The following is a 3,242-nucleotide window of genomic DNA, read 5'->3' as shown; positions in this document are numbered from 1 at the left end:
CCACGCTTCGCTGCGCTACGCGCGGGGGGAGGGGAGCGAGAGGGTTGCGCGTCCCTCACAGCGGCGAGGGCACGAGAAGAGCTCGTAGGTTGGGTTGAGCTCTCAGCGAAACCCAACATCTTTGCTGGAACAATGAGGATGGGTATCGCTTGCGCTCCACCCATCCTACGAGCTGGGGGCGCCCCAGGGGCGCCCATACGCCATGTCGATCCGTAGGTTTCGGCGGAGAACGATCGGGCAAGCTTTTCGAGGAGTTGTCATGGACTTGGGTTCGCGCTGTTCACGTCGGCCAAACGCGTCAAGTCATGAAGGCTTCGCTGCGCCGCGCGGCGGGGACTTGCCGAGTGCCGCGGCCATCGCCGAGATCAGCGGCTTCATGAAATAGGCGTCGTTGGCGGGATAGATGTCGGTGCGCAACCCCTGGGATTTGAGCTCATCGGAGACCACCGGCCCGACCGACGCGATCGGCGTGCGCGTCAGGCCGTCGCGCAATTGCGCTTCGCAGGCGTGGGCCTGCGCGACTTCGACGAGGCGGCGAACCTGACCCGAACTGGTCAGTGCAATGGCATCGACGCGGCCGTGCGCCATCTCGTCGATCGCGGTGACGATGCTGGCGTCGGCGGCCTTTGCATCATAGACATAAGGCAGCACGCTGTCGACCTCGGCGCCCCGCGCCGAGATCGCGCCGATCAGCGCGCTGTGATCCTTGTCCGGATAAAGCTGCAGGCCCAGGCGATGCCCGCCGAGTTCGAACCGCGACAGCATCTCGGCGATGCCCTCGGAGGTCGGCTTCTCCGTCGTCACCTGCGGTTCCAGGGCGATCTCGCGCAGCGCCCGGCCGGGTTTGGGGCCGCGGGCAAATTTCCGCGCGCTGGCGAGCGCGGCGATAAAATCCCGCTCGACCTCGATGCGCCGCGCCACCTTCATCAGGCGGCGCAGGCCTTCACCGGTCATCAGCACCAGATCGTCGCAGGGGGTAGCGACGAAGCGCCGGATCCAGGCCTCGACCGGCGCGCTGTCGGGGGCATCATGGATCGCAAACATCGGACATTGCAGCACGTCCGCGCCCTGCTCGGCGAGCAGCCGGGAAAACTGCGCTTCCTCGCGGGTTTCCAGGATCAGAATGCGGTAGCCGTTGAGCCTGTCAGCCATGGTCTTGTCCAGTCTCAGTCGCCCGTCGTTTGTTCATCATGACGCTTGCCGCGGGATTGGCGCAAGGGCGTCGGCGGTGATAGAGCAGGGCACCCAATCGAAGGCTCCATCTGCTTTAATCCAGTCAAAAGCCCGGCCATGCCCGACCTTCAATATGTCTTGACCCTGTCCTGTCCGGATCGTCCCGGCATCGTATCGGCGGTTTCGACCTTCCTGGCCCATAATGGCCAGAACATTCTGGACGCCCAGCAGTTCAACGACGTCGAGACCGATCATTTTTTCATGCGGGTGGTGTTCACTGCCGCCGATCTCGCGGTCAATCTGGCGGCGCAGCAAACCGGCTTCGCGGCGATCGCCGAGCGCTTCGGCATGCGATGGCAGATGCGCGATCGCAGCACGCGCCGCCGCGTGATGCTCCTGGTGTCGAAATCCGATCACTGCCTTGCCGATATCCTCTATCGCTGGCGGACCGGCGAACTCGAAATGATCCCGACCGCCATCGTCTCCAATCATCCGCGCGAAACCTACAGCAATCTCGATTTCGGCGACATTGCCTTTCACTCCTGGCCGGTCACCCCGGAGACAAAAGCCGAGCAGGAGGCGGCGATCTGGAACCTGGCCGTGGAAACCAGGACCGATCTGGTGGTGCTGGCGCGCTATATGCAGATCCTGTCGGACGAGATGTCGGCCAGGCTTTCCGGCCGCTGCATCAACATTCATCACTCGTTCCTGCCCGGTTTCAAGGGTGCGCGGCCCTATCACCAGGCGCATGAGCGCGGCGTCAAGCTGATCGGCGCCACCGCGCATTATGTCACCAGCGCGCTCGACGAAGGCCCGATCATCGACCAGGATGTCGAGCGCATCAGCCATCGCGACACCCCCGACGACCTGGTTCGCAAGGGACGCGATATCGAACGCCGGGTGCTGGCGCGCGCCATGCGCCATCATCTGGAGGACCGCGTGATCCTCAACGGCCGCAAGACCGTGGTGTTCATGGATTAGCGCTCTGCGGATTCGAGCGCGGTGCGAACACGGGGTGGAAACTCCGCGGGTTCCAGCCGAAGTCCTGAATGGCTGGATTGGGATCGAACGCCATGTCTTTCATCATGCGAATGCCCATCGCCACATTCGCATCCGGAAAAAGCGGTTTCGCCGCCACGAACGTAGTTCGCCACAACCAGGCGGGCACCGAGACGGTACGCCGTGGCAGCCTTAATCCGTCGAAAATCCGGCCGATCATCTCGTGATAGGTCAGCGTCTCCCCGCCCGGCAGCGAATAGATCTTGTTCGCGGCAGTTGGGCTGGATGCCGCGGCAATGGCCCCGATCGCCAGGTCCTCCGCATGCACAGGCTGTCGCAACCCGGGCGCGCCGCCGACCAGCGGCATGAATCCGAAGCGGCGGATAAGCTCTGACAACGGCGTGATGTTGAGGTCGCGACCCTCGGCGTAGATCAATGTCGGGCGCAGGATGGTCCAGGCGACATTGTTCTGTGCGCAGGCTGCGATGATTTTCTGCTCGGCAGCCGCGAGATTGTTCAACATTTCGCGCTCTTCGGCAATTTCGCTTTGCAATTTGGTCATGACGCTGGTCGAACTGAAAACGACCGCCCGCTTTAATGATGGATTGAACAGATGGGGCAACGCCGGCGGCAACAGGATCGCGTCGACGGTGCAATACAGGGTCGCAAAGCTCGGAAACCTCAAGGCGTCAGGTTTTTCAAGATCGCCCACGACCCAATCGACGCCAGGCGTGAATCGCGGGGATCGCGACAAGGCGATCGGATGCTCTCCGGCGCGCGCGAGGCGGTCAACGATATAGCCGCCGACCACACCGGCTGCGCCCAAGACCAGGCTTCTCGCCTGGGTCTGCGTTGTCGTGCCTTCCGAACCCACTCTTCCCCCGGGCCGATTCGCGATTCCCTCGATCGTTGGTCTATAGAAGATCGCTGCGGATTCTGCACAATTGGCAAGCATCTCCAGCTCGTGGGGCAGGTTGCCTTCGCCCGAAGGAGGGCGACCACAAGGGTCGCCCCTACAAAAATCGACATCACGTAGGGGCGCCCCTTGTGGGCGCCCTGTTTGAACCGCC

At 63.0% G+C, this 3,242-nt stretch carries 3 protein-coding genes; 1 reads left to right on the top strand and 2 read right to left on the bottom strand.

Annotation, left to right across the window (positions count from 1 at the left end):
- Window positions 1–303: 303 nt before the first annotated feature.
- Window positions 304–1,152, bottom strand: a complete 849-nt coding sequence (locus ABSG20_RS33185; RefSeq protein ID WP_423868668.1) for a uroporphyrinogen-III synthase — start codon at window positions 1,150–1,152, stop codon at window positions 304–306.
- A 138-nt stretch (window positions 1,153–1,290) separates the two neighbouring features.
- Here ABSG20_RS33185 and purU point away from each other — a divergent pair, with 138 nt between their 5' ends.
- Window positions 1,291–2,154 carry a formyltetrahydrofolate deformylase gene (gene purU, locus ABSG20_RS33180; protein WP_423868667.1) on the top strand — a complete coding sequence of 288 codons (864 nt, stop codon included), beginning with the start codon at window positions 1,291–1,293 and terminating at the stop codon, window positions 2,152–2,154.
- Here the strand turns inward: purU and ABSG20_RS33175 are convergent.
- Window positions 2,144–2,998, bottom strand: coding sequence for an SDR family oxidoreductase (locus ABSG20_RS33175; protein WP_423868666.1), 855 nt, complete (start codon window positions 2,996–2,998; stop codon window positions 2,144–2,146). The genes purU and ABSG20_RS33175 overlap by 11 nt on opposite strands.
- Between the last annotated feature and the right edge of the window lie 244 nt (window positions 2,999–3,242).

Source organism: Bradyrhizobium sp., from assembly GCF_049512235.1.
Classification (GTDB): domain Bacteria; phylum Pseudomonadota; class Alphaproteobacteria; order Rhizobiales; family Xanthobacteraceae; genus Bradyrhizobium.
This window is presented reverse-complemented; position numbering and strand designations above follow the sequence as displayed.

Excerpts from the sequence above, each read along its gene's own strand:
- ABSG20_RS33185 (WP_423868668.1), bottom strand. The coding sequence starts at position 1,152 with ATGGCTGACAGGCTCAACGGCTACCGCATTCTGATCCTGGAAACCCGC.
- purU (WP_423868667.1), top strand. The coding sequence starts at position 1,291 with ATGCCCGACCTTCAATATGTCTTGACCCTGTCCTGTCCGGATCGTCCC.